We start from the raw sequence: 24,665 nt of genomic DNA, 5'->3' as shown, positions 1-24,665 counted from the left end.
AGAGACTTTGTTCAGCGTTATGCTTTTACGCGCTTACTTGTCCAGTGCGTAGGCGATCACATAATCACCGCGATCTGGTGACTGACGCGCACCGCCCGCAGAGATCAGGATGTACTGCTTACCTGTTTTCGGCGACTTATAGCTGATAGGGCCGCCCTGGCTACCGACTGGCAGACGGGCTTTCCACACCTCTTTACCGGTTGCGGTATCGAATGCACGCAGATAGTAGTCCTGCGTACCGGCGATAAACACCAGCCCACCCTGCGTGGCCAGTGAACCACCCAGTGACGGCATACCAATTGGCATCTGCGCGTGCATCTTAATACCAAACGGACCGGTATCCTGCACGGTGCCCAGCGGAACCTGCCACACCAGCTTCTGCGTTTTCAGGTTAATAGCTGAAAGCGTGCCAAATGGCGGTTTCTGGCAAGGAATGCCCAGCGGCGACATAAAGCGGTTCTTATTCACCGCATAAGGCGTCCCTTTCAACGGCACAGCACCCATACCGGTGTTGATTGCTTCGCCGCCATTGCTGCCACGAGCGATAGCGCCCGTGTTAGCCGGGATCATCTGTACCCAGAGGCCCAGACGCATATCGTTTACAAAGATCAGATCGTTGTTAGGGTCAGTAGAGAGGCTGCCCCAGTTCATGCCACCCAGTGAACCCGGGAAGCTCAGCGATTTATCGGTGCCCGGAACGGTATACAGTCCATCATAACGCATTGATTTGAAAGCAATGCGGCACACAAGCTGATCGAATGGCGTGGCGCCCCACATATCAGACTCTTTCAGCGTTTCCGCGCCAATCTGCGGCATGCCCACTGATTTAGGCTGAGTATCAGGATAGCCTTCGCCCGGAATATTCCCTTTTTTAACAGGAAATTCTTTAACTTCCGTCAGCGGCTTACCGGTCATACGATCCAGTACATAGACCTGACCCGCTTTGGTACCAAATACCACGGCAGGTTTAGTACCGCCCGCTTTTTGTGGGAAATCGATCAGGCTCGGCTGCATAGGGATATCAAAGTCCCACAGGTCGTTATGAACGGTCTGGTAAACCCACTTTTCTTTACCGGTGGTGGCATCAAGAGCCAGAATAGAAGCCCCATATTTATGATCTAACGGCGTACGGTTAGCGCCCCACAGGTCTACTGATGAGCTTCCCATTGGCAGGAATACCGTATTCATCGCCGGGTCATAGGACATTGGAGCCCAGGAGTTTGGCGTACTGCGGGTGTAATGCTCACCTGCTTTCAACTTGTAGTTCGGATCTTCGTTACCGGCATCGAATGCCCAGCGCACCTCACCGGTGATCACATCGAAACCACGCAGTACACCGCCTGGCATATCAGTCTGAACATTATCGGCAACACGGCCCCCTACCACTACGGTAGTTCCCGCCAGGGTTGGCGCAGAGGTCAGCTGATATTTAGGATCCTGAGCATCACCCAGACCCGCTTTCAGATCGACCACGCCTTTGTTGCCAAAGCTCTGACAGAGTTCGCCATTGTCGGCGTTAACGGCGATCAGGCGCGCATCAATGGTGTTCATCAGCAGGCGACGCTGGCAGGTATCACCCGCAGGCAGTGAAACCGCGGTCACCGGCGTTGAATCAGGCGCAGTGGGCTGAGTCAGCGGTTTCGTCGCGTCGAAATAAGCCAGTCCGCGGCAGCGGTTCCAGACTTCTGCCTGGGCATTAACTTCACGCTTCCAGATCTCTTTACCGGTATCGGCATTAACCGCTATGACATTGTTATGTGGCGTACAGAGATAAAGCACATCGCCGATTTGCAACGGCGTCTGCTGATCTTCAGCACCATTCCCGGTAGGGCTTTCTGGTATATCGCCCGTATGGAAAGTCCAGGCTACTTTCAGATCTTTCACGTTATCGCGGGTGATCTGGTCCAGCGCAACAAAACGGCTGCCGCCAGGCGTATTACCGTAGTTGTCCCAGTTTTTCTGCTCGGAGGCTTTATCAACCGGCTTCAGCGGCAGTTCCTCGCCGTTAGCCACTACAGGATGCGGCTGGAACATGCCCACCAGGGTAGCCACCATGCCCACAGCTAACAGGGCAGAAATTGCCCAGACCGGTTTAGCCGCAGAGGGTTTGCCTTCACGCTTACGCAGCGCAGGCAGCGTGATCAGCGCCAGCAGCAGCAGCCCGGCAAGGGTCATCAGACGGGATACCAGCGGCCAGAAATCAATCCCGACTTCCTGTAGCGCCCAGATTGCCGAACCAATAAACACCAGGGCAAAAATCAGTACGGCTGAGGATTTACGGCGGAAGAACTGAATAGCAGAAAGCACGGTGAAGAGACCGGCAATGACGAAATACCAGCTCCCGCCCAGTGAAACCAGTTTTCCACCAGCAATCACAAAGAAAAGGCCGGTTGCCAGTAAGACTAACCCCAGCACGACGCACCACAGGCTCAGCCCTTTCGAGGGCCGGGCATTCATTTGAGACATGGTAAAAATACTCCTGACTGACTAGGGCTTCAGCACAATCTTCGCTCTGGTTCTCTACCACTTTTGCCAGGGTTGGCGGGTAACGGAGGGAGAGGAAAATTATCTTTAGACACTAAATTCATTAACAATTCGCTACGGGCTTATCCCGTCCACTGTCAACCAAAGCCACGGCTGCCGCGCCATGCGGCGGTGTGGCAACCCAGGTTAACCAAAAAATTGTACCACGTGGTTCATAAATAAATAAACAGAAAGTTAACAAACCTCATTCTTTCGCCGTTTTTTGCAAACGCCATTCCGCGCGATAAAAACCATCAGAAATCATTACTTAAAAGAATTGTTTATCTTTATTAATAGTGAGAAACCAATAGCGGCAAATACCGTAGGGTTTTATTTATAGAGAGAGAGCTGACTTTCCAGTGGAAATAAGATAACTAAACAGCAGGTAACTTAATAAGAGTAGTGCCGGGCGGCTAAAAAAAAAGCAGTGATGAAAGATTAATCGCAGGCGTGGAAATATCAACACTCATAAAGTTTCTGATAATGGCACAAACTCTATTCGCTTTTTTGAAATCAGGCCATGTCCTGCAGGGCAAAAATAGTCCACGGCGCCGCAGGCTTTCAGGATCTGAACAGGTTGCCTGCAGTCGGGACAAATGGCCTGCTTCGCAAAATCGTGGCTACATTCCGCACAATGAAAGTGCGTTGCCAGTGACGTCAGGGGCTGGTGGCACAAAGGACAGGGTTGGCTCATGTTACTCTCCCGGATAGCTGACATAAAACAAAGGGGACCATCAGGCCCCCTTGCGGATTAACGTTTGTTTTTCTTTAAATGACTCATCAAACGTTTACGTTTGCGCTGCTGGTTTGGTGTCAGCAGGTTACGCTTCCCTTCATAAGGGTTATCCCCTTCTTTGAACTGGATGCGGATTGGCGTTCCCATCACTTCCAGCGAGCGGCGGAAGTAGTTCATCAGGTAGCGCTTGTAGGAATCCGCCAGGTCTTTCACCTGGTTACCATGAATAACCACTATCGGTGGGTTATAGCCACCCGCATGAGCATATTTCAACTTCACGCGGCGGCCACGTACCAGCGGCGGCTGGTGATCGTCGGCTGCCATATTCATGATACGGGTCAGCAGAGAGGTGCTGACGCGGCGCGTTGAACAGTCATAAGCTTCTGTGACTGACTCAAACAGGTTACCCACGCCGCTGCCATGCAGGGCAGAGATAAAGTGAATGCGGGCAAAGTCGATAAAGCCCAGACGGAAGTCCAGCGTCTCTTTCACTTCGTCACGCACTTCCTGTGACAGGCCATCCCATTTATTGACCACGATCACCAGCGAACGTCCGCTGTTAAGGATAAACCCAAGCAGGGAGAGATCCTGATCGGAAATCCCTTCATGGGCATCGATAACCAGCATTACGACGTTAGCGTCTTCAATCGCCTGCAGCGTCTTGATAACCGAGAATTTCTCTACAGTTTCAGTGATTTTGCCGCGCTTACGCACGCCAGCCGTATCAATCAGGATATATTCGCGACCATCGCGCTCCATCGGAATATAGATACTGTCGCGCGTGGTGCCGGGCATGTCATACACCACCACACGATCTTCACCAAGAATGCGGTTAGTCAGCGTTGATTTACCGACGTTTGGTCGACCTACAATCGCCAGCTTGATCGGCAGATCCAGCGGGTTAAAATCTTCTTCCGCTTCGGCGGCTTCCTGCTCATCCTTCTCTGCGGCTTCCAGATCGGCCCAGTAAGCGGCGTTCTCCTCTTCTTCCGTCAGCGGCGCGGCTTCAACAACCTCATCCATATAGGGGAGCAGTACCGTTTCCAGCAGGCTGGTTACGCCACGTCCGTGAGAAGCGGCGATAGCGTGGATATCGCCTAATCCCAGCGAATAGAAATCGACAACGGCAGCATCAGGATCCATTCCGTCGGTTTTGTTGGCGACAATGAAAGTGGGTTTCTGACGCGAACGCAGGTGCTGGGCAATGGCCTTATCGGCTGGCATCAGGCCCGCACGGGCATCAACCATAAACAGCACCACGTCAGCTTCTTCAATCGCCAACAGTGACTGCTCGGCCATGCGTGTTTCCACGCCCTCTTCGTTGCCATCAATACCGCCGGTATCGATGCAGATAAACTCCTGCCCTTCCACTTCAGCACGACCATACTTGCGGTCACGCGTTAGCCCAGGAAAATCCGCCACCAGCGCATCTCGCGTGCGCGTTAAACGGTTAAACAGGGTGGATTTTCCCACATTGGGACGCCCGACCAGCGCGACCACAGGTACCATATTGAAGCCTCATTACAAAATTAAGTGCCGGATGTGCACAAGCAAAACCGCGATGCACACACTGGCTGAAGGCGTAAGAATACCACGCCCGGAGAAAAACGAAACGGCCCCTGACGAATCAGGAGCCGTTGCAGACAAGTTCAGGGTGGAGAGAGTTAGCGCGTGAACGCGTAAACTTCGCCGCCTTTTGCCTGAATTAACAACTTATCACTGGCCACAACAGGTTCAGTCTGGAAGCCGGAGCTGTCCACTTCCTGCTGGGCAACAAAACGTCCGTCATCGGTGTTGAGCCAGTGCAGATAACCTTCGCCATCACCCACTACCAGATAGCCATTATAGAGCACTGGTGAAGTCAGATTGCGGTGCAGCAGATCGCTCTGACGCCACACGGTTACACCGCCTTCGGTGCTCAGCGCGATCACACGGTCATCCTGATCGATCAGGTAGATGCGGCCACCGTCAACGATCATGTCATGTACGGAGCCGATTTCACGCTTCCACATGATCTGGCCTGAACGCAGATCCATCGCCGTCAGGTTGCCGTTATAGGCCAGCGCGTAGACCACGCCGTTGACCACAACTGGCGTGGTATCCACATCAGAGAGGCGATCGATTTCGGTTGCGCCGCTCGGCTGAGAAATACGCTGCTGCCAGATAATCTGACCCTGGTTCATCATTACGGCGCTTACGCGTCCGTTATCACCACCCACAATAGCCGCGCCGAAAGCAGCGGTTGGAGCAGATTCACCGCGCAGAGAGAGTGCCGGCACGTCCAGGTTAACGGACCACTTCACCACACCGCTGGTCTGATCCAGCCCCTGCAGCATGCCGTTGCTGGTATGAACCAGCACCAGGCCGTCGCTGACAACCGGACGGGAGAGCACTTCTCCGGCCGCTTTGGTCTGCCAGGCTACGGAACCGTCGCTGGTGTTCAGCGCATAAACCTGCGCACGTTCGCTGCCCAGATAGAGATGTCCGCCATCAACGGTTACGCCGCCGGAGATCAGCGCCGGACGGTTGCTGGAGAAGAAACCGGTTTTTTCCGACAGGTCCACTTTCCACTGCTCTTTACCGTCGCCCGCATTCAGTGCTTTCACGATGCCATGGCGATCGGCCGCATAGACGGTACTCTCTGCCCAGGCCGGATGCAGGTTGGAGTAGTAATCACCTACGCCATCCCCTACTGAGGTGCTCCAGACTTTTTCCGGGTTAAACTGATTTTCAACTTTAGGTAACGGCGACATTTTGACCACGTCTTCTTCGCCGCTGAACCATGAACATCCGCTGAGTAGTGTGACTGAAATCAGTCCCGGCAGAAGTATCTTACGCAATTCCATGAAATCCCTCTTGAGCCTGTTGAGGCAAATTTATACCGCGGGTGTGCTTAACCGGGTAAATTATTCATTTTCATCTGCAGCATCTCTTTCAGCGCCGGAGACGCGTCAGAGGCAATGCCTTTACTCCAGGCATCACGCGCGCCTTTCGCATCACCCTTGCTGAGCAGGGCTTCACCGCGTACGTCGGCAACGATCGCCGTCCAGCCGTCACCTTTGATCTGGTCGAGCGTTTTTACCGCGTCATCCGGTTTTTTCTGCTCAAGCTGAATACGCGCCAGACGCAGATTTAATACCGCCTGCAGATTTGCGTCCTGGGTATCTTTCAGGCCGCTTTGCAGCTGGCTTGCGGCTTTGTCCAGCTGGTTGCCGTCAACATAGCGTTTAGCCAGATCCAGAGAGGCGAGCGCACCGTAGGTATTGCTGTTTTCGCTGGCAAATTTGGCGGCGGCATCCAGCGTTTCAGGCTTGCTGGTATCAAGTGCACTGGAGATCTGCTGATAGGTTGCAGAGGCCTGACGACTGCTGCCATCTTCATGGCTGCTCCAGTAGCGCCAGCCGGCCAGGGCACCGATGCCGATAATCACGCCGATAACCAATGCCTTACCGTTTTGGGCAAAAAAGCCGCGTAACGCATCTACCTGTTCGTTTTCATTGCTATAAACTTCCACGCAAACCTTCTCCTTTAAAACGCGACTGGCCTACTTCAACATTGCTGCAAGCGTTGCTGCAGCCTCACGCTGTGCCAGCGTTTGTTGCTCGCCATTACGTAAATCTTTGATCGTCACTTCGCCTTTAGCCACTTCATCTTCACCCAGCATCAGGGCCACACGGGCGCCCCATTTATCTGCCCGGGCAAACTGCTTCTTGAAGTTGCCGCCGCCAAAGTTGGTCATCAGCTTCAGTGAGGGATCCGCATCACGAATTTGCTCAGCCAGCAGCATGGCGGCGGACTGCACGCCCTGCCCTGAAGCGATAACATAGACATCGACAATGCGAGTCGGTTCAAATTCCGGGTTAACGGCCTGCACCAGCAGCACCAGGCGCTCAAGCCCCATCGCAAAACCTACCGCTGGCGTGGCACGCCCGCCAAGCTGCTCTACCAGACCGTCATAACGTCCACCGCCACACACGGTTCCCTGTGAACCCAGGCTGGAGGTGACCCATTCAAAGACGGTGCGGTTATAGTAATCCAGGCCGCGCACCAGACGCTGGTTGACGGTGTAGGCAATGCCTGCCGCATCCAGCAGCTGGCAAAGGCCAGCAAAGTGCTCACGCGACTCCTCATCCAGGTAATCGCTCAGTTCAGGCGCTGAGTTAAGCAGAGCCTGAATATCGGGGTTTTTACTGTCGAGTACACGCAGTGGGTTGGTGTACATGCGGCGTTTGCAATCATCATCCAGCACATCCTGATGCTGCTCCAGGAAGGCGATCAGCGCCTCGCGGTACGCTGCACGCGCTTCCAGCGATCCGATAGAGTTCAGTTCCAGATTAACGTGCTCTGCAATGCCCAACGCTTTCCACCAGCGAGCTGTCATCATGATCAGCTCCGCATCCACGTCCGGCCCCTGCAGGCCAAAGACCTCCACGCCCATCTGGTGGAACTGGCGATAGCGCCCTTTCTGTGGACGCTCATAGCGGAACATCGGGCCGACATACCAGAGACGCTGTTCCTGATTGTACAGCAGACCGTGTTCGATACCCGCACGCACACAGCCCGCGGTACCTTCCGGACGCAGCGTCAGGCTTTCACCGTTGCGGTCCTCAAAGGTATACATCTCTTTCTCAACCACGTCGGTAACTTCACCGATAGCGCGCTTGAATAACGGGGTCTGCTCTACAATCGGCAGGCGGATTTCGCTGTAACCGTAGCCAGCCAGCACCTGCTTGAGGATCTGCTCAATGCGTTGCCACACAACGGTTTCCGCAGGAAGGTAATCATTCATGCCGCGGATAGCCTGGATATTTTTAGCCACTTTTTTCTCTTCTTAACTCAGGGGCGGGATAAGTGAGGAGGCGGGCAACATATACTTCGTCATCCCTGCTCGCTACACCCGCCCAAAATATCGATTTATTTTTCTAAATGCTGGATTTCAATGCGGCGGCTTTCGTCCATCATCGCGGCTTTCGCGCGGATACGGGCTTCCAGCTGGTCAATCATGTCGTCATTATCCAGACGTTCACGCAGACGAACGCCATCTTCATAGAATCCGCTTTTCTTGTTGCTGCCGGTAACGCCCAGCGTGGAGACCAGCGCTTCGCCCGGTCCGTTCACCACGCAGCCAATGATAGAGATATCCATTGGGGTAACAATATCTTCCAGCCGCTGCTCAAGCGCATTCACCGTGCCGATGACGTCAAACTCCTGGCGCGAACAGGTTGGGCAGGCAATAAAGTTGATCCCGCGTGAACGGATACGCAGCGATTTCAGAATATCGAAACCGACCTTAACTTCTTCCACCGGATCTGCCGCCAGCGAGATGCGCAGCGTGTCGCCGATCCCTTCTGCAAGCAACAGCCCCAGGCCGATCGCCGATTTTACCGATCCCGCACGGGCGCCGCCCGCTTCGGTGATGCCGAGGTGCAAAGGCTGATCGATCTCTTTAGCCAGCAGACGATAAGACTCGACGGCAAGGAAAACGTCGGAGGCTTTAACGCTGACCTTAAACTGATCGAAGTTAAGACGATCGAGATGATCGACGTGACGCATCGCGGATTCCAGCAGAGCCTGAGGCGTAGGTTCGCCAAACTTCTCCTGCAGATCTTTTTCCAGCGATCCGGCGTTCACGCCGATACGGATAGGAATGTTGTAATGCCTGGCGCAATCCACCACCTGGCGGATACGCTCTTCATTGCCGATGTTGCCGGGGTTGATGCGCAGGCAGTCAACGCCATACTCGGCCACTTTCAGGGCAATGCGGTAGTCAAAATGGATATCGGCCACCAGCGGGACATTCACCTGCTGTTTAATGAGACGAAAAGCCTCTGCGGCGTCCATAGTAGGAACGGAGACGCGAACGATATCGACACCGACACGCTCAAGCGCTTTGATTTGATTGACCGTCGCAGCCACGTCGGTGGTGCGCGTATTGGTCATTGACTGAACGGCGATCGGGGCTCCGTCGCCTACCGGCACCTTGCCGACGTAAATACGGGTAGATTTGCGACGGGTAATGGGGGCCTGGTTATGCATATTCTCTCTCCACAATTCTTCGCGACCAGAAAGAGGCGTTATTGCGCACCGACTGACAGGCGAGCTACCTGATTAGTCCGGATGAAACGACTCAGATCAACCGGCTGTCCCTGATACTGGATATGGACGGCACCCGGTGCACCAATTTTCAGGCGATAGGGGGCGGTACCAGCCAGGCTGAGTTTACCACCACTCCGCTGCATCCCGCTGAACAGTTTTTTGCCGGTGGCATCGCTGACTTCCAGCCAGCAATCTTTATCAAAGTTCATCACCAGCGCATTAGCATCGGCAGCTGGCGCACTTACGCCTGCTGATCCGGTTGGCATCTGGCTGTTAGCCGTATTCTCTACCGGAGCCTGAGAAGGCGAAACGGCAACGGGCTGATTGTTGGTTGCAGCATTGCTGGCTGGCGCCTGCGACGAAGCTGATGCAGAAGGAGCCGCAGTTTCAACAGGCGTCTGGGCTGAGCTATCCGCAGGTGCGCTTTGTGCGGCCGGGTTATCGGCCGACATTGGGTCACTGCTGCTGTTATCACCCAGCGGGATCGACTGGCTGTTATCGCCACTGCTTGCCGAGTTTTGATCGGCCATTGAGACCAGATCGTCCTGCGCGGCCTTGTGATTCTGCCACCACCAGGCGCCGGTCAACCCAACCACTACAAACAGGACCAGCCAGGTGAAAATCATCAGCCAGCCATCGCGCTTTTTACGACGTTTGCCCAGTGAAAAGCTCTGCATTGGCGCCACTTTCGCAGCACGTACAGGGGCCTGCTTCTCCATCATTGGCAGCAGTTCCTCTTCAGGAACATGGACCAGACGGGCATAAGAACGGATATAACCCCGCAGGAAAGTCGAGGCCAGATCGGCGGGCGACTTGTCCTCTTCAATATCGCGAACGGTGGAAAGTTTCAGGCAGAGGCGTTCAGCAACGTTCTGCTGAGTCAGTCCCATTTGCTCACGGGCACCGCGCAGGCGCTCGCCTGTTGAATTTACTGCTGATTTATCTTGAGTGGCTTCAATATTCATTAGCTAAATAATGCAGGTGCTGTATCGATTGTGGAAAATTTCGCGCCAGCTGCTCTCCCGCAAGCTTTACGCCTTCGGAATGCTGCGCCAGCGCGGCGAAGCGAATCTCTAACCACAAACTTTCTGCCGAAGCAGCAAAGTTGCGTTGATAAGTATCTAGCAGAAGACGCGCTATCTCCTGCTCATGCTTTCCAAATCGCCTTTCGGCTTCTGCCAGCAGTGCTCTGCCCTTGTCCTCAGCGTGTTCTGTCGCTTCGACCAGTGCGGCCCGTGCCTTATCCTGTTCTCCGGCCAGCAGATAACAGTATCCGGCATTCTCCCTTGCGTCAGCGCGAGCGCCGATTTCAGGCAATTCAGCCGCTTTGCTGAACTGCTGCTGAGCCGCATCATACTGCCCTAAACGACAGAGAAACGCACCGTAATTATTGAATACATCACGGTTTTGTCCCGCCAGCCGCAGTGCTTTTTGATAACGGCCGCCCGCTTCAGTCCACTCCCCCGAACGCTGGTAATAACGTGCCATCGCCAGCTGTACCCGATAATCTTTTGGCGCCAGCTCCTCCGCCTGCTGCAAATTGCGTCGGGCGGCGGGCAGGTTATCAAGCAACAGATAATCAAGCCCCAACTGAAGCCGGGTCTGAACCCGTTCATTATGCTGCGGCGCTGTCACGCAGCCTGCCAGCATGATAACGGCCAGCCAGCATGGGAATCCTTTACCCATATTACCTCCTGATAAGTCGTCAGCGTTATGGTACGCCTTTCATATCAGGGCTGACAGCGCCAGTGATAGCAGAAGCTCAGGTTTCAGAGCGCTTTCACAGAAATGGCTTCACCCGCCATTTTTTTGCGCAGCGTACGCTTGGTACGATCGATAACTTCACCGGCAAGCTGTCCGCAGGCCGCATCAATGTCATCACCACGCGTCTTACGCACAATAGTGGTAAAACCGTAATCCATCAACACTTTAGAAAAGCGATCGATGCGGCTGTTAGAGCTGCGGCCATAAGGTGCGCCCGGGAAGGGGTTCCAGGGGATCAGGTTGATTTTACAGGGCGTGTTTTTCAGCAGCGCGGCCAGCTCATGGGCGTTATCCGTGCTGTCGTTAACGTGATCGAGCATGACATACTCAATGGTTACGCGGCCCTGATTAGCGTTAGATTTGGCAATATAACGACTCACTGCCCCTAAAAAGGTTTCAATATTGTATTTCTTATTGATCGGCACGATTTCGTCACGGATGGCGTCATTTGGCGCATGCAGTGAGATAGCCAACGCGACGTCAATCATATCACCGAGCTTGTCCAGCGCAGGCACCACGCCTGAAGTGGAGAGCGTCACGCGGCGTTTGGAGAGGCCAAAGCCGAAATCATCCAGCATGATTTCCATCGCCGGCACCACGTTATTCAGGTTGAGCAGCGGCTCACCCATGCCCATCATGACCACATTGGTAATGGGACGCTGGCCGGTAATTTTAGAGGCGCCAATGATTTTAGCCGCACGCCAGACCTGGCCGATAATTTCAGAAACGCGCAGGTTGCGGTTAAAGCCCTGCTGGGCAGTGGAACAGAATTTGCACTCCAGCGCGCATCCTACCTGGGAGGAGACGCAGAGCGTGGCACGATCTTTTTCGGGAATGTACACCGTTTCAACCTGCTGCCCGCCTACGGTGATCGCCCATTTAATGGTGCCATCAGTAGAACGCTGCTCTTCTGCAACTTCAGGCGCACGGATTTCGGCCAGCTCTTTCAGCTTGCCGCGGAAAACTTTGTTGATGTCCGTCATTTCATCAAAATCATCACAGCAGTAGTGATAGATCCACTTCATCACCTGATCGGCACGGAACGGCTTCTCGCCCAGGCTGGCGAAAAATTCGCGCATTTGCTGGCGGTTAAGATCGAGCAGGTTGATTTTTTCTTTTTTTGGCGTGGCAACAGCAACGGACGACGGACTCACAATAGATTCAGACATAATTTTCTCTGGCCTCGTTATTACACGTTATGGCTCTGGGGAATGGGAAGTAGATAAAACGCCCCTGCTGAGCAAGCTCAGGTCAGGGGCGCATTATCATACAAGCGTGTGGCTACAGGTTAAAGTGCGTCACGGAAATAAATTGTAAACGCCCTGCGCTTCACGTCAGGCAATTATTCTCTTAGCGAGTGCGTGGGCACACTTCGCCTTCGCCGAAGAAATAGGCGATTTCGCGCGCAGCAGACTCAGCAGAGTCAGAACCGTGGGTAGCGTTCTCAGTGAAGCTGTCTGCGTAATCTGCACGCAGAGTGCCTGCCAGAGCGTTGGCTGGGTTAGTGGCTCCCATCAGGTCACGGTGACGCTGAACGGCGTTTTCGCCTTCCAGAACAGAGACCACAACCGGGCCAGAAGTCATGAACTCTACCAGACCGTCGAAGAACGGCTTGCCCTGGTGCTCAGCGTAGAAACCTTCAGCCTGCTCTTTGCTCAGGTGCAGCATTTTGCTGCCGACGATTTTGAAGCCAGCGCTTTCAAAACGGTTGAAGATGGCACCAATAACGTTTTTTGCCACCGCGTTCGGTTTTACGATAGAAAAAGTACGTTCGATAGTCATATGGACCCCTGTTTGATGTCGAGTTTGACCGGTGAAAAGGCTCTCCGGCCTGGAAAATGGCGCCGATTATAGGGGGCATCGCTGCCCTTGCCTACCGGATATTCAACAATTTGATAAAAAACGCGATCTTAAAATCCACAATATTGCAGTGGTTTATTAAAATTCTTGCCTGTTACTTCAACTCTGGCCAGTAGATGGATGTCAGCCGAAAGATTACCTGGCCCGGTGACGGACGGATAGCCCCTCAGCCGATCTTTCAGAACTGTGCCGCATTAATATTCTGTTTAGCCGCGGATAAGCGCTGAGATTTGCGGAATGTCTTCAACTTCTTCTGGAATCTCAATTGCCCGCTCAGGAACACCTTGTGAAGGCGCAGAAGATGGTTAACACTGCCTAATCTCTTTTCATTCCTTAAAGCGAGGCCGTTATGTCATCCTCCTTCTTTGTCACCGTCGGGTGGCTTGCTGAACACCTTTCAGACCCGGATCTGCAAATTTTAGATGCGCGCATGCTGCCACCGGGACAGGAAAACGTGAGAAATATTCAGTCTGAGTATCTGGCTAAGCATCTGCCCGGCGCGCCATTCTTTGATATTGAAGCGCTGTCGGACCACACCAGCCCTTATCCTCATATGTTACCCAGAGCTGAAACCTTTGCCGTAGCGATGCGGGAGCTTGGCGTAAACAGCGACAAACATCTTGTGGTTTACGATGAGGGGAATCTGTTCTCGGCTCCCCGTGCCTGGTGGATGCTGCGCGAGTTTGGCGTGGCTAAGGTGTCGATTCTGGCGGGCGGCCTTAAAGGCTGGGAAGAAGCGGGACTCACGCTGGAAAGCGGCGCGGTTGAGCTTCCGGAAGGAGAGTTTGAAGCTCGCTTTGACCAGACGGTGGTGAAGCGTCTGACGGATGTCCTGTTGATCAGCCATGAGGGCGGTGCGCAGATTGTGGATGCCAGAGCGGCGAACCGTTTCCGGGGAGAAGTGGATGAGCCTCGTCCGGGTCTGCATCGTGGCCGCATCCCTGAGAGCCTTAACGTTCCCTGGAATATGCTGGTAGAAAACGGAGAGCTCAAGCCTGCCTCCGCCCTGAGAGAGATTTTCAGCCAGCAAGGCGTTGACCTGACGCAGCCGATTGTGACCAGCTGCGGCTCAGGCGTGACGGCTGTGGTGGTGATCCTGGCACTGACCTCACTGGGTGTGGAAAACGTCAGGCTGTATGACGGCTCCTGGAGTGAATGGGGAAGCCGCGATGACCTGCCCATCGCCACGGGCTGAGCAAACAGCAAAGAAAAAGGCGTCTCCCTGCAGGAGACGCCTTACTCAGTCAGGAAGGGATGTTTTTTACCTTGAATTCCCGCAGGAAACTGCCCCATTTACGCTCATAAAACGGCGTAATGTGTGCGGTAAAAAAGTGGCTGATGCCTTTCTCATTCTCCACTACTTCGCAAATATCGACCGGCTCATCCTCTAACACCGTATCCGTTGCCACGCTGCCTGCCGCCTGAATAATCGCCTCTATATCGCTCTCGGCTTCAATGCCTATCAGCAGGTTCGGCTTCTCTTCAGAAGACTCTTTGATATGGGCAACATAGGCTCTGCGTACCTGCTTGTATTTGGCAAACAGCTGGGTCAGGGAGTCGATCATCTGGGCTGGCGGTTCCGCAATTTCCGACAACAGCAGTGAGGTGCCGCCTTCCAGTACGGTCTGCTGGCTCAGGGCATTAGCGCCCTCCCCTAACAGACTGGTGATTTCCCGCGGAGAGAACTCTTTGCCGGCGGGCAGTTTTGGGTTAAGAAACAGTGTTTCTCCCATCGTCATTTCAAACAGCGTGCGCACCGGCATCACCAGAAACGGCTGCTCCTCCGTCACGGCCTGTTCCAGAGCCTCTACCGAGGTGAAAAAAGGAATGATGCTGGTGCCGTCATCTTTTTCCCAGTGCTGCAGATCAACCGCACTCTCTGCTGTCACCTGCGCCTGTTCCGGGCTTTCACCCGGCACCCAGACGCTGGCCTCCATTAGCAGAGTGAAAAACTCAGGCCGGTGGGCGGGTTCAGTTGCCGCCAGTTTAAGCACCTCTTCAAGGCGCTGGTTGGATTCGTTCATTTATTCAGTTCGCTCATCACGCGGGCGGGAGCGATCCCGCCTCAGCAGGCAGCTTATCGCTGCCTCAAATTGTTTGCTGCCCTGACTCTGTTCAGCCGATCCTGTCAGCCATCCGGGCCTGACCTTATTTCAGCAGCATATCCGCAACGGTACGTACGCCCAGCCCCGTTGCGCCAGCTGACCACTGGTCAACGGCGCCTTTACGGTAGGTAGCGGAGCAGTCGATGTGCAGCCAGCCCTTCTGATAATTTTTCACAAAATGCGACAGAAATGCTGCCGCTGAGCTGGCGCCAGCCGTATGGGATGGTGCAGCAATATTATTCAGATCGGCAAAGTTTGAAGGCAGGTAGCTGCGATGGAACTCAGCCAGCGGCAGGCGCCAGAATGGCTCATTTTCACGCCCGGCACTGCTCAGCAACGACTGCGCAAGCTCATCATCAAAGCTGAACAGCGCGTGATAGTCATTACCCAGCGCAGTTTTAGCCGCGCCGGTCAGGGTCGCAGCGTCGATCAGCAGTTCAGGATTTTGTTCACTGGCATCAATCAGGCCGTCGGCCAGCACCAGTCGCCCTTCTGCATCGGTGTTCATCACTTCAACGGTTTTGCCATTGCGATAGCTGATGATATCGCCCAGGCGGAACGCATTGCCGCTCACCATGTTGTCGGCACAGCAGAGGTATAACTTAACGCGTTTGGTTAAACCACGGTTGATGGCTAACGCCAGCGAGCCTGCCAGTGTAGCTGCGCCACCCATGTCCGATTTCATGGAATCCATTGAGCCACTGGGCTTCAGGCTGTAACCGCCGGTATCAAAAGTAATCCCCTTGCCGACCAGGCAGGCGAAGACGGGCGCGTTTTCATCCCCTGTAGGGTTGTAATCAAGCGCCAGCAGCGCCGGGCTGCGGGTTGATCCCCGGCCTACGGTGTGCAGTCCCATATAGCCTTGCTGACGCAGGTCATCTCCTTTGGTGATGCGATAGCTCACCGCCTCACCACCCGCCTCATTCAGCAAATCCACGGCCCGCTGCGCCAGCTGCGAAGGGCTGAGGTCTTCCGCTGGCAGGTTGATGGTATCGCGCACCCAGTTGATGACTTTCATCCGGCGGTCAAATTCTGCGCGATCGCTCTCGTTCAGCGCCGCCCACTCAACGGTACGCTCCCCTTTCGGGCTGCGATAGCCCTGCCAGAAGGCCCAGCTTTTTTCTAAATCCCACTCGCCATCGAGGGCAACGTGGCGAATGCCCTGGGCATCAATTTTGCGTGCTGCGCGCTGAATGGTAATCAGGGGATCGCTGCCGGTGAGATGAATGGTCATTCCGCTGTCATTGCTGGTCAGGGTCGCTTTTTCGCCCCAGCGTGCGTCTGCCGCTGCCGTTGACAGTGTTATTTTCATCGGTGTGGTTGTCATCGCATGGCTCCTTACAGGGTTCAATGATTATCCGTCCTTAAAACGGTCGGTCACTACAATAAACCTTTATTCGCTTTCGTCTAATCAGACTTTGAAAAATCATGGAAAAACGGGCTGAATCAACATTCAGCCCGCAGGAGGTTTCGTTTACAAAGGAGTAGGCTCAGGCGTGAGCAGCAAGATCCTGGCTGTCCCGCCCGGAGGATTTGAACGCCAGCCATTCGGGGGAGAGCGCCCGCAGGCGGCTAATCGATTTCTGCACCAGCTGAATGGCATAATCGATCTCCTCTTCCGTGGTGAATCGCCCCAGGGAGAAACGCAGCGAGCTGTGTGCCAGCTCATCGTTAATACCCAACGCACGCAGCACGTAAGAAGGCTCCAGGCTGGCTGAAGTACAGGCGGATCCTGAAGAGAGAGCGAGATCCTTAAGAGTCATGATCAGCGATTCGCCATCCACAAAATTAAAGCTGACGTTGAGGATATTTGGCGCACCGGCAGCGAGATCGCCGTTGAGATAGACTTCCTCAATAGCTGAGAGACCCTGCCAGAGTTTGAGGCGAAGTTCACCCAGCCGGGCCATTTCGCCCTGCATCTCCTCTTTCGCAATACGAAAAGCTTCGCCCATGCCCACAATCTGATGCACAGGCAGCGTACCCGATCGCATTCCGCGCTCGTGCCCGCCACCGTGGATCTGCGCTTCAAGCCGGATACGTGGCTTACGGCGCACGTATAATCCGCCGATCCCTTTTGGGCCATAGAGCTTATGCGCGGAGAAAGAGAGAAGATCGACCGGGATCGTGCTGACATCTACCGGCAATTTGCCGACGCTTTGGGTAGCATCAATATGAAAAACGATCCCGCGCGACTGGCAAAGCTCAGCGATGCTGGCCACATCCTGCACCACGCCGGTTTCATTATTCACCTGCATAATAGAGACCAGAATGGTCTCTTCACGCATCGCGGCTTGTAGCTGTTGCAGATCAATGACGCCGTTGCTCTGTGGTGCAAGGTAAGTCACTTCAAACCCTTCGCGCTCAAGCTGAATGCAGGTGTCCAGCACCGCTTTATGCTCGGTCTGGCTGGTGATGATGTGGTTGCCCTTCTCCCGCAGGCTGTGCGCGGCCCCTTTGATAGCGAGGTTATCCGATTCGGTTGCGCCGGAGGTAAAGACGATTTCGCGTGGATCGGCCCCGATCAGATCGGCGACCTGGTTACGGGCAACATCCACCGCTTCTTCAGCCTGCCAGCCAAAACGGTGAGAACGGGAAGCGGGATTGCCGAAGGTGCCATCCAGGGTCAGGCACGCCATCATTTTGGCGGCAACGCGAGGATCGACAGGGGTTGTGGCGGCATAATCGAGGTAAATCGGTACTTTCATTGCGCTTGAACTCCATACGTCAAAATGTAAGTCATTCGCTGCGTACCAATTATAACGTTATTCCGCCGCCACGGGCGGGGACTGCCGCCTGAGCCCGCAGGCTACAGGTGGCAGGTTCGCCGCAGGCGACAATCAGGCACGCAGATTGACGTTAATAGTTTCGTGCACGCGGCCGGTGGAGACGCGCGCTTTTTCAGTGTTGTTCTGACGATCGGCCACATCCAGAATCTCCTGGTTGTTGACCAGCTCGGCAAGGGTGATGTTGTTGAGGAAGTCGCTGATGCGCTCGCTCAGATCGCGCCAGAGCACGTGAGTCAGGCAACGTTCGCCACCCTGACATCCCTCTTTACCCTGACATTTGGTCGCATCAACCGATTCATCAACGGCAGTGATCACCGCGCCAACAGCAATGGCGTCCGCTCCTTTACCCAACAGATAACCACCGCCCGGACCACGAACGCTGGCCACCAGGCCGTTTTTACGCAAACGAGAGAAGAGCTGCTCCAGATAAGAGAGGGAGATGCCCTGACGCTCTGAAATATCAGCTAATGGCACCGGCCCCTGGTGAGAGTGAAGTGCAACATCAAGCATAGCAGTAACGGCATAACGGCCTTTGGATGTCAGTCTCATGGCGTAAACGACCTCGGTTGTACCCTGGTGGGGTGTTAACAAAATATGGAGGCAAGTCTGACATTCCCGAGTAATTTGGTCAAGTATTTACCCTGGTAAAACAGTCAACTATTTAACCAAGTGTTTTACTCAACTATTCACTCATTTTTAGCCGGCCGGTAAGGCCATTACTTATCGCTTTTAGGCTTTTCCAGCGAAGAAAGCATGCCCCGCAGGATGTTCAGTTCATCCCGTTCCGGGCGCGCCCGGGTATAAAGACGGCGCATTTTGCTCATCACCTGGCCCGGGCTTCCTTCACGAATAAAGCCGCTGCCAATCATCATCTTTTCCATGTGCTGATAGAAGCGCTCAAGATCGTCCACCAGTGGATAAGGCGACTCCTGGTACTCTGGCTGCGCGGTTTCCTGCGACTGCAGATACGCCATCCGCACCTCATAAGCGATGATCTGCACGGCCATAGCCAGGTTCAGCGAGCTGTACTCCGGGTTTGCGGCAATCGCCACATGATAATGGCACTTCTGCAGCTCTTCGTTAGTCAGGCCAACACGCTCGCGACCAAATACCAGCGCAACCGGCGCCTGCTGCCCTTCCTCTACGCTCTTGATGCCGCATTCACGCGGATCGAGCATCGGCCAGGGCAGTGAACGGGAGCGGGCGCTGGTCCCCACCACCAGACTACAGCCGGTCAGCGCTTCGTCGAGGGTGTCCACGATATGCGCTTCGCCAATCACATCGCTGGCACCAGCAGCCAGCGCTATTGCCTGAGAGTCAGGCTTCACAAGAGGGTTAACCAGATAAAGGTTGGTCAGGCCCATGGTCTTCATCGCGCGAGCGACGGAGCCCATATTGCCGGTGTGAGAAGTTTCCACCAGCACAATACGAATGTTCTGCAGCATAGGAATTCATGTCTGTGAGATAATTTGAGGATGCTATCATATTTTCAGGACATTTTACGATCTCCCTGCTATAATCCGCGCCGTTTTCCCGTTCTTTAACATCCAGTGAGAGATAACGATGCATCCAATGCTCAACATTGCCGTGCGCGCTGCGCGCAAGGCCGGAAATTTAATTACCAAGAATTATGAAACCCCGGACGCTGTCGAAGCGAGCCAGAAAGGCACCAACGACTTCGTTACCAATGTTGACCGCGACGCCGAGCGCCAGATTATTGAGGTGATTCGCAAGTCCTATCCGAAACACACCATTATTACTGAAGAGAGTGGTGAGTTAGCCGGTGAAGACCCGGATGTGCAATGGGTTATCGATCCACTGGATGGCACCACCAACTTCATCAAACGTCTTCCTCACTTCTCCGTCTCTATCGCCGTGCGCATTAAAGGCCGCACTGAAGTCGCCGTGGTTTACGATCCAATGCGCAATGAGCTGTTCAGCGCGGTTCGTGGTCAGGGCACGCAGCTTAACGGTTATCGCCTGCGCGGCAGCACCGCACGCGATCTGGACGGCACCATTCTTGCGACCGGCTTCCCGTTCAAACTCAAGCAGCACGCCACGCCTTACATCAACATCGTAGGCAAGCTGTTTACTCAGTGTGCAGATTTCCGCCGTACCGGTTCAGCCGCGCTGGATCTGGCCTACGTCGCAGCGGGCCGCGTTGATGGCTATTTTGAAATTGGCCTGAAGCCGTGGGATTTTGCGGCTGGCGAACTGCTGGTACGTGAAGCTGGCGGTCTGGTAACGGACTTTGTAGGTGCCCACGGTTACCTGACTTCTGGCAACATCGTTGCCGGTAACCCACGCGTAGTAAAAGCGATGCTGGCCACCATGCGTGAAGAGTTGAGCGAAGCGCTGAAGCGCTAAGCCGCTGCCGGCAGGAAGCACACGTCAGATTTCAAGCCGGCAATACAGGCTGTTATCTGGCGGTCTCCTCAACAGGGCGACGTTACCAGGAGCGGCTTTCTTCGCTCCGGTTAATCTCCCCAACCACCAGCTTTTCCTGCCTGTAACTTCTGTTTTCATCCAATCCGTTATAAGAACAGAGGTCTGATGCCGCCGGATATTGCCGGTTGCGCGCTCAGCCACAGCATTACGCCAGTCGCGACCAGCATCACGCCGCCAGCCAGAGATAATCCTGACCAGCCCACCTTTTGCCAGCCAGCAGGCGCCCTCCCCCGGCTCAGCTTCAGCGCCAGCACCCTGGAAACCTGCACCAGCAGGGCCATAGCCGATACGGTCAGCGCCGTGCCGGTTGCCATCGCCAGCGCCGACAGAATTCCCCAGCCATAAACGCCAATCACCTTAGAAAACAGCAGCATCATGATCGCGCCTGAACAGGGGCGAAGCCCCATCGACAGCACCACAATGGCTTTGGTTTTTGCCGTAACCGCTTTATCCAGCATCTGGCTATCCGGCACGTGCTGATGCCCACAGCCACAGCTTTCGCTGTGTTGATGTTTGGGTACGATGCGCCGGATCCGCATTGCCGGTGAGGGACGCAGAGCCTGCCAGATAGTGCGTAAGGCGCGCCAGCAAAGCCAGAGCCCCAGCCCCACCACCAGCAAATAGCTCGCTTTTTCCAGCCAGAAACTGCTGAGATGCAGCTGACGGGAGCTGAGTCCCAGCACAACCAGCATCACGGTGACCAGCAGAATTGCCACCAGCCCCTGAACCAGCGCGGCCGCCAGCGTCAGTTGCAGGCTGGTTTTCACTTTTGTCGGATGCGTGGCCAGAAACGTCGCTATCACCACTTTCCCATGCCCTGGCCCCAGCGCATGCAAAATGCCATAGATCAGGCTGAAGCCCATCAGCGTCAGACCCGCCTGCTGTGGATGGCTGACGACCTGCTGAAGCAGAGTGGTCATTTGCTGATGCAGCGTTTTTTGCCACAGAATGCTTTGCAGCAGGATCTGCGGCCAGTGCTGCCAGACGGCAAAACCCGCCGCACTAAAGGCCAGCGCCATCACAAACAGCGGCCAGGTCTGCAGCCAGCCTCGCCTGGCGTGGAAGGGATAGGAGTTTACCGACATGTCAGGGTTACCGTCTGCGCGAACTGCCGTCCCAGATCCATACCCTCTGGCGGCGCGTCAGCCTTATCGAGTGAGAGCGCGTATGCCTGCATTGAGGAGTCAGGTTTCGGCGTTTTTAAAGCGAACTGACAGCGGTCAGCCAGCTCAGGCGGAATGTGCAAAGATTTTTCAGAGTCGTAATACATATCAACAAAGTAGGTTGGGTCAAAAGTTGAAAAGGTGTAGCGCTGGCCTGCAAGCGGCTGCGGTTCGCCCAGCGGCAGGATAAAGTCCAGCACCGCCTGATGCCCCTGGCGTGAAAGGTGATATTCCGGCGGCAGGTTATCAAATTTCACCGCCTTTCCCTGGTGCCAGAACTCGCTGAAGTAATGCTGGCCCAGCACGTTAGCCATCACTTCTGCAGCCAGCTTTTTCCATACTTCGGAATCCGGCTTTGCCTGACCGGCATCATATAGCAGATCGGCAGAGGTGATCTCATCCATCACCCAGTGCATCTTCAGGCCGGTGAGACGATCTTCTTTATGCACCAGCGTCACTTGCATATCGATAAAGCTGTGCGGATGGCCCCAGGCAAAAGGTGTCAGCCCCAGCAACAATAGCGTCGGCGCCAGCTTAGTGGAAAGGTTATAACGTAACAATTTAAGTTCCTGCTCCTGATAAGGCAAAATTCTGTGATCTGGCTGGAAAGCTATAAAAAAAACTGGCTGCTTTTCTCTGACAGCTGGTCAGGCAGGCTATGCTAAGCGATGTCACTTTTTACCGGGATTGCAGATGATGAGCTTACCCTCACCCGAGCCTTCTGCCCTCTCCAGTCCGCAACGTCATTGCCATTTGCTTTTACTGCTTTATCTCCCTGATCTCACCGTAACCCTGGAAACAATCTCTGAGATTAATCGGGTAGATGGGTCGGTCACCCGGCAAGATATAGCGGAGGTGGAAGCAGAAATCCAGCGCTATCACCGGCTTGCCCTGCAACAGGAAGCTGGAGGAGGTTACCGGATAAGCGGTGCGGAACTGGATCAGCGGCTGTGTCTGTTTCACTGGCTGCGCCGGGCGCTGCGGCTCGCCCCTGATTTTGTGCAGGACCATTTTGCCCCGCAGGTAAAGCTGCAGCTCAGAAAGAAGCAAATAGAGAAAGTGCTTTATGACGAGCATAACCTGCTGGCGCTGGTGCAACACTGTTCGCAGCGGCTTTCACGCAAGTTTACCGAACGGGATTGCTATTTCCTGCAGCTTTTTATGCAGCACTCTCTCTGTCGTCAGGCCAGCGCCACATTCAGTGAGGCTCAGCTTGCGTGGCTCTCAGCGCGCATTGAACATCAGGTTGCCCGGGAAGTGGTGCGCCACTGGCAAAAACGCGGTAAAACCGCCCCGCACAGCAGCGAAACTGGTCTTTTAGCCCTGCTGTTCAGCCAGATGCATGTACCCAGCGCCAGCAATGTGCGCCATGAATATGAGCATCAGCTTCTGGAAGCTGTCCGCCAGTTGATTGACCGTTTCCAGGCGCTCTCCGGCATGCGCTTCAGCAACGATCGGGGACTGAGCGATCAGCTCTATACCCATCTTTCTCAGGCGCTTGAACGGGCGCTGTTTGGTGTGGGTATCGATCAAAGCCTGACGGAAGAAGTTACCCGCCTCTATCCTAAGCTGCTGCGAACTACTCAGGCCGCGGTGGCAGAGTTTGAACAGCAGTATGCCCTCGCTTTCTCTCAGGAAGAGATGGGACTCATTGCCATTATATTCGGTGCCTGGCTGATGCAGGAGAGCGCCCTGCAGGAGAAGCAGGTGCTGCTGTTAACCGGCAAGGACCCTGAGCTGGAGCGGGAAGTTGAACAGCAGCTCAGAGAGCTGACCTTGCTGCCGCTGAACATCAAATATCTGGACGTGAAGGAATTTCAGCGCAACAGCGCCCCCAAAGGGACTGCGCTGGTGATCACCCCTTATGCCACGCCCCTGCCACTCTATTCCCCGCCGTTGATCCATGCGGAACTTCCGCTACAGGCACATCAGCAGCAGCGCATCCGGCTGCTGCTGGAGTCGTGATCCCCTCAGGCCGCTTTTGGCCGCATAAACAAGGCTGGTACCACTATCAGTGCCATCACCCAGAATACGTCACCCTGCAGATGCTGGAACAGCACACCGACTACCATGGTCATTACGGCTATTCCGCCACCCATTGCCAGTGCGGAATAGACAGCCTGCAGGCGGATCACCTCATCTCCTTCTCGGGCAGCGATAAAACGCATCGCTGCCAGATGGCAAACGGTGAAGCTGCCGCAGTGGAGGATCTGCGCCACAATCAGCCAGGGTAAGGCGGTGGTAGAAGCCATCAGGCTCCAGCGTACCAGGGCGCACACGCCTGAAAGCAGCAGCAGATCCCGTGCTCCCCAGCGGCGGAAAAGCCGGTTGCTGGAGGCAAATACCACGATCTCCGCCACCACGCCCAGTGACCAGAGATAACCGACCACGCTGGCAGAGTAGCCCGCTTCCTGCCAGTAGATTGCGCTGAAGGCATAGTAGGCCGCATGCGCGCCCTGCATCAGCGTTACGCAGAGCAGGAACCGCCAGACCGCACTCTCTTTCAGCATCCGTTTCCATTCGGCCCAGCCTGCCCGCCCGCTCTGTTTCACACTCCCCAGCGGCATCACCGAAGGCCGTAGCAGCATGCCGCCCGTCATGGCAACAATCCCTGCACAGAGCATTACCAGAATGGCCTGGGTGGAGAAAGCGCTAACCAGTACGCCCGTTAACGCCGAGCTGATCACAAAGGCCAGCGAACCCCACAGCCGCACCGGTCCGTAGGGCATTCCTATCTGTTTTTGCCAGGTTGCCGCCAGCGCATCGCTCAGGGGAACCAGAGGAGAGAAGAAGAGGTTAAAGCCAACCATCACCAGCAGCAGCCAGACCCAGAAGGCGCTTATCCAGAAGCTGAGCGCAAATAGCAGCGCCAGCATCGCCAGCAGACGCAGCGCGGTGATCAGTTGGGAAGGATGAGTGACGCGGGAGGCAATCAACAGGCTGCCAAGGAAACGGGCAATCATGCCACAGCCCAAAAGCAGGCCGATTTTTTCCGGCTCAAGGCCGCTGCCTTTCAGCCAGACTCCCCAGAAAGGCAGCCAGACGCCGTAGGCAAAAAAGTAGGTAAAGTAGCCCAGACCGAGCCAGTATGCTGAACGAATCGCCATGTTCCCTCCGGTTTTGAGCGCTACTTTCTCAGAGGTCAGGCTTAAGATCAATTAACGGGACCCTGGGGTCCCGTTAA

General features: G+C 54.9%; 22 protein-coding genes. 3 read left to right on the top strand and 19 right to left on the bottom strand.

The window, feature by feature from the left end:
- Positions 1 to 33: 33 nt before the first annotated feature.
- The 11 genes from Q3V30_RS05665 to ndk all read right to left on the bottom strand — a co-directional run bounded on the left by Q3V30_RS05665 (position 34) and on the right by ndk (position 12,901).
- Positions 34 to 2,466 (bottom strand): glucose/quinate/shikimate family membrane-bound PQQ-dependent dehydrogenase, encoded by a 2,433-nt coding sequence (locus Q3V30_RS05665; protein ID WP_306211311.1) that lies wholly within the window; start codon positions 2,464 to 2,466, stop codon positions 34 to 36.
- 523 nt (positions 2,467 to 2,989) lie between these two features.
- Entirely contained in the window at positions 2,990 to 3,217 is a 228-nt protein-coding gene (locus tag Q3V30_RS05660) for a zinc ribbon domain-containing protein (RefSeq protein WP_306211309.1), read from the bottom strand.
- A 57-nt stretch (positions 3,218 to 3,274) separates the two neighbouring features.
- Positions 3,275 to 4,768, bottom strand: a complete 1,494-nt coding sequence (gene der, locus Q3V30_RS05655) for a ribosome biogenesis GTPase Der (RefSeq protein ID WP_306211307.1) — start codon at positions 4,766 to 4,768, stop codon at positions 3,275 to 3,277.
- A gap of 155 nt (positions 4,769 to 4,923) precedes the next feature.
- Positions 4,924 to 6,105 (bottom strand): outer membrane protein assembly factor BamB, encoded by a 1,182-nt coding sequence (gene bamB, locus Q3V30_RS05650; protein WP_306211305.1) that lies wholly within the window; start codon positions 6,103 to 6,105, stop codon positions 4,924 to 4,926.
- 47 nt (positions 6,106 to 6,152) lie between these two features.
- The gene (locus Q3V30_RS05645) at positions 6,153 to 6,773 is read right to left on the bottom strand and encodes a YfgM family protein (protein ID WP_306211303.1); all 621 of its coding nucleotides are present in this window, start codon (positions 6,771 to 6,773) and stop codon (positions 6,153 to 6,155) included.
- 30 nt (positions 6,774 to 6,803) lie between these two features.
- Positions 6,804 to 8,078, bottom strand: coding sequence for a histidine--tRNA ligase (gene hisS, locus Q3V30_RS05640; protein ID WP_306211301.1), 1,275 nt, complete (start codon positions 8,076 to 8,078; stop codon positions 6,804 to 6,806).
- Between the two features lie 95 nt (positions 8,079 to 8,173).
- On the bottom strand, positions 8,174 to 9,295 hold the full coding sequence (ispG, locus tag Q3V30_RS05635) for a flavodoxin-dependent (E)-4-hydroxy-3-methylbut-2-enyl-diphosphate synthase (RefSeq protein ID WP_306211299.1): 1,122 nt from the start codon (positions 9,293 to 9,295) through the stop codon (positions 8,174 to 8,176).
- 38 nt (positions 9,296 to 9,333) lie between these two features.
- A complete protein-coding gene (gene rodZ / locus Q3V30_RS05630; protein ID WP_306211297.1) occupies positions 9,334 to 10,320 on the bottom strand; it encodes a cytoskeleton protein RodZ in 987 nt (328 codons plus the stop codon).
- On the bottom strand, positions 10,310 to 11,041 hold the full coding sequence (gene pilW / locus Q3V30_RS05625) for a type IV pilus biogenesis/stability protein PilW (RefSeq protein ID WP_306211295.1): 732 nt from the start codon (positions 11,039 to 11,041) through the stop codon (positions 10,310 to 10,312). Before pilW ends, rodZ begins: the two co-directional genes overlap by 11 nt.
- 83 nt (positions 11,042 to 11,124) lie before the next feature.
- Positions 11,125 to 12,288: a dual-specificity RNA methyltransferase RlmN gene (gene rlmN / locus Q3V30_RS05620; protein WP_306211293.1), complete on the bottom strand. Its 1,164-nt coding sequence runs from the start codon at positions 12,286 to 12,288 to the stop codon at positions 11,125 to 11,127.
- Positions 12,289 to 12,469: 181 nt separating this feature from the next.
- Entirely contained in the window at positions 12,470 to 12,901 is a 432-nt protein-coding gene (gene ndk / locus Q3V30_RS05615; protein ID WP_013203396.1) for a nucleoside-diphosphate kinase, read from the bottom strand.
- 427 nt (positions 12,902 to 13,328) lie between these two features.
- On the opposite strand from ndk, the gene sseA reads away from it, so the two are divergent.
- Positions 13,329 to 14,174 (top strand): 3-mercaptopyruvate sulfurtransferase, encoded by an 846-nt coding sequence (gene sseA, locus Q3V30_RS05610; RefSeq protein WP_306211289.1) that lies wholly within the window; start codon positions 13,329 to 13,331, stop codon positions 14,172 to 14,174.
- Between the two features lie 49 nt (positions 14,175 to 14,223).
- Here sseA and sseB read toward each other — a convergent pair whose 3' ends face one another.
- From sseB to trmJ, 5 genes are all read right to left on the bottom strand, one after another.
- Entirely contained in the window at positions 14,224 to 15,003 is a 780-nt protein-coding gene (sseB, locus tag Q3V30_RS05605; protein ID WP_306211287.1) for an enhanced serine sensitivity protein SseB, read from the bottom strand.
- A 124-nt stretch (positions 15,004 to 15,127) separates the two neighbouring features.
- Positions 15,128 to 16,411 carry an aminopeptidase PepB gene (gene pepB / locus Q3V30_RS05600; RefSeq protein ID WP_306211285.1) on the bottom strand — a complete coding sequence of 428 codons (1,284 nt, stop codon included), beginning with the start codon at positions 16,409 to 16,411 and terminating at the stop codon, positions 15,128 to 15,130.
- Positions 16,412 to 16,574: 163 nt separating this feature from the next.
- A complete protein-coding gene (locus Q3V30_RS05595) occupies positions 16,575 to 17,789 on the bottom strand; it encodes an IscS subfamily cysteine desulfurase (protein ID WP_306211282.1) in 1,215 nt (404 codons plus the stop codon).
- Between the two features lie 132 nt (positions 17,790 to 17,921).
- A complete protein-coding gene (iscR, locus tag Q3V30_RS05590) occupies positions 17,922 to 18,419 on the bottom strand; it encodes a Fe-S cluster assembly transcriptional regulator IscR (protein ID WP_306211281.1) in 498 nt (165 codons plus the stop codon).
- A 167-nt stretch (positions 18,420 to 18,586) separates the two neighbouring features.
- Positions 18,587 to 19,315, bottom strand: coding sequence for a tRNA (cytosine(32)/uridine(32)-2'-O)-methyltransferase TrmJ (gene trmJ / locus Q3V30_RS05585; protein ID WP_306211279.1), 729 nt, complete (start codon positions 19,313 to 19,315; stop codon positions 18,587 to 18,589).
- A 118-nt stretch (positions 19,316 to 19,433) separates the two neighbouring features.
- On the opposite strand from trmJ, the gene suhB reads away from it, so the two are divergent.
- The gene (suhB, locus tag Q3V30_RS05580) at positions 19,434 to 20,237 is read left to right on the top strand and encodes an inositol-1-monophosphatase (RefSeq protein WP_306211277.1); all 804 of its coding nucleotides are present in this window, start codon (positions 19,434 to 19,436) and stop codon (positions 20,235 to 20,237) included.
- A gap of 167 nt (positions 20,238 to 20,404) precedes the next feature.
- On the opposite strand, the gene Q3V30_RS05575 is transcribed toward suhB, so the two are convergent.
- On the bottom strand, positions 20,405 to 21,403 hold the full coding sequence (locus tag Q3V30_RS05575; RefSeq protein WP_306211275.1) for a nickel/cobalt transporter: 999 nt from the start codon (positions 21,401 to 21,403) through the stop codon (positions 20,405 to 20,407).
- Positions 21,394 to 22,041: a DUF1007 family protein gene (locus Q3V30_RS05570; protein WP_428979240.1), complete on the bottom strand. Its 648-nt coding sequence runs from the start codon at positions 22,039 to 22,041 to the stop codon at positions 21,394 to 21,396. Before Q3V30_RS05570 ends, Q3V30_RS05575 begins: the two co-directional genes overlap by 10 nt.
- Positions 22,042 to 22,177: 136 nt before the next feature.
- Here Q3V30_RS05570 and csiE point away from each other — a divergent pair, with 136 nt between their 5' ends.
- Entirely contained in the window at positions 22,178 to 23,446 is a 1,269-nt protein-coding gene (csiE, locus tag Q3V30_RS05565) for a stationary phase inducible protein CsiE (protein ID WP_428979251.1), read from the top strand.
- Between the two features lie 5 nt (positions 23,447 to 23,451).
- On the opposite strand, the gene Q3V30_RS05560 is transcribed toward csiE, so the two are convergent.
- Positions 23,452 to 24,588 carry a 3-phenylpropionate MFS transporter gene (locus Q3V30_RS05560; protein ID WP_306211271.1) on the bottom strand — a complete coding sequence of 379 codons (1,137 nt, stop codon included), beginning with the start codon at positions 24,586 to 24,588 and terminating at the stop codon, positions 23,452 to 23,454.
- Positions 24,589 to 24,665 lie beyond the last annotated feature (77 nt).

Origin of the sequence: Erwinia pyri, from assembly GCF_030758455.1 — a bacterium.
GTDB lineage: Bacteria > Pseudomonadota > Gammaproteobacteria > Enterobacterales > Enterobacteriaceae > Erwinia > Erwinia pyri.
Note: the sequence above shows the minus strand (reverse complement) of the source record. Positions and strands in the feature narration are given on the sequence as shown.

Bases quoted from the DNA above. Each gene is read 5' to 3' on its own strand.
- Q3V30_RS05665 (WP_306211311.1), bottom strand. From the start codon at position 2,466: ATGTCTCAAATGAATGCCCGGCCCTCGAAAGGGCTGAGCCTGTGGTGC.
- Q3V30_RS05660 (WP_306211309.1), bottom strand. From the start codon at position 3,217: ATGAGCCAACCCTGTCCTTTGTGCCACCAGCCCCTGACGTCACTGGCA.
- der (WP_306211307.1), bottom strand. From the start codon at position 4,768: ATGGTACCTGTGGTCGCGCTGGTCGGGCGTCCCAATGTGGGAAAATCC.
- bamB (WP_306211305.1), bottom strand. From the start codon at position 6,105: ATGGAATTGCGTAAGATACTTCTGCCGGGACTGATTTCAGTCACACTA.
- ispG (WP_306211299.1), bottom strand. From the start codon at position 9,295: ATGCATAACCAGGCCCCCATTACCCGTCGCAAATCTACCCGTATTTAC.
- rodZ (WP_306211297.1), bottom strand. From the start codon at position 10,320: ATGAATATTGAAGCCACTCAAGATAAATCAGCAGTAAATTCAACAGGC.
- pilW (WP_306211295.1), bottom strand. From the start codon at position 11,041: ATGGGTAAAGGATTCCCATGCTGGCTGGCCGTTATCATGCTGGCAGGC.
- rlmN (WP_306211293.1), bottom strand. From the start codon at position 12,288: ATGTCTGAATCTATTGTGAGTCCGTCGTCCGTTGCTGTTGCCACGCCA.
- ndk (WP_013203396.1), bottom strand. From the start codon at position 12,901: ATGACTATCGAACGTACTTTTTCTATCGTAAAACCGAACGCGGTGGCA.
- sseA (WP_306211289.1), top strand. From the start codon at position 13,329: ATGTCATCCTCCTTCTTTGTCACCGTCGGGTGGCTTGCTGAACACCTT.
- sseB (WP_306211287.1), bottom strand. From the start codon at position 15,003: ATGAACGAATCCAACCAGCGCCTTGAAGAGGTGCTTAAACTGGCGGCA.
- pepB (WP_306211285.1), bottom strand. From the start codon at position 16,411: ATGACAACCACACCGATGAAAATAACACTGTCAACGGCAGCGGCAGAC.
- Q3V30_RS05595 (WP_306211282.1), bottom strand. From the start codon at position 17,789: ATGAAAGTACCGATTTACCTCGATTATGCCGCCACAACCCCTGTCGAT.
- iscR (WP_306211281.1), bottom strand. From the start codon at position 18,419: ATGAGACTGACATCCAAAGGCCGTTATGCCGTTACTGCTATGCTTGAT.
- trmJ (WP_306211279.1), bottom strand. From the start codon at position 19,315: ATGCTGCAGAACATTCGTATTGTGCTGGTGGAAACTTCTCACACCGGC.
- suhB (WP_306211277.1), top strand. From the start codon at position 19,434: ATGCATCCAATGCTCAACATTGCCGTGCGCGCTGCGCGCAAGGCCGGA.
- Q3V30_RS05575 (WP_306211275.1), bottom strand. From the start codon at position 21,403: ATGTCGGTAAACTCCTATCCCTTCCACGCCAGGCGAGGCTGGCTGCAG.
- csiE (WP_428979251.1), top strand. From the start codon at position 22,178: ATGAGCTTACCCTCACCCGAGCCTTCTGCCCTCTCCAGTCCGCAACGT.
- Q3V30_RS05560 (WP_306211271.1), bottom strand. From the start codon at position 24,588: ATGGCGATTCGTTCAGCATACTGGCTCGGTCTGGGCTACTTTACCTAC.